The organism is Oceanobacillus sp. HCA-5259 (assembly GCF_037892815.1).
In the GTDB taxonomy this organism is placed as follows: Bacteria; Bacillota; Bacilli; order Bacillales; family Amphibacillaceae; genus Oceanobacillus; species Oceanobacillus indicireducens.
This window is the reverse complement of the sequence record NZ_JBBKBV010000100.1, coordinates 1-708: the sequence shown is the minus strand read 5'-3', so window position 1 is coordinate 708 and position 708 is coordinate 1. Positions and strand designations below refer to the sequence as shown.

Below are 708 nucleotides of genomic sequence, written 5' to 3'. Positions count from 1 at the left end.
GACGGAAGAAACGAGACCTGGTTATTATCCATTTTTATCCGGGACGGGAAAGTATGAGATGGACTTTCCGATAAACGCAACGATTGATCCTCATGGTTATGCGCTTAAGGATAAAGAGGAGGAAGGTTTGTTTATTGGAGTGGACGCTGGTAAGATGAAGAGTTCCATTAGATTAAACTTTAGCTCCCTGCATGAAAAGGGGCGGGAAGACACGACCCTAGGTATGATTAATCAACAATTTAATGACGAACTTTTATTTGATGAGTTTACTTCTGGCGATAGCACCTTATATCTTTCTTATTTTGAAGAAGATGAAACATATTTTGGTTATGCTGGTTTTTTACAAAATGAATCAGATGATGGAGGGATAAGCATTCTATATGAGTCAGAATGTATTGTTAGTAAAGAAGAATGTACGGAAATAATAGCTAAAGGTAAAGATGTGATGAAACAGCAAATAGAGTCGATTCATTTCACTGAACAATCAAAGGAAAGCGAATGAGTAATTGATGAGTGGAAATATGATATCTACTAATGAAATGAGATTACGACTGATTGATTTGGAATATAAGGATCTTACGGAACAAGAATGTGAAAGTAAAGTAAATATATGGAAGAGTATGGGATTACTCAAAGGACTCAAGATATGAAAGATATCAACTATAGGCGATATTGGAGGCTAGATTGTGAAGTATTATAGATATTTGC

1 protein-coding gene is annotated in these 708 nt (G+C 35.5%); it reads left to right on the top strand.

Annotated features, from left to right (window positions below):
* On the top strand, positions 1-502 hold a 502-nt coding region (locus WKU33_RS18995), incomplete at its 5' end, for a hypothetical protein (protein WP_340456143.1).
* Positions 503-708: the final 206 nt, after the last annotated feature.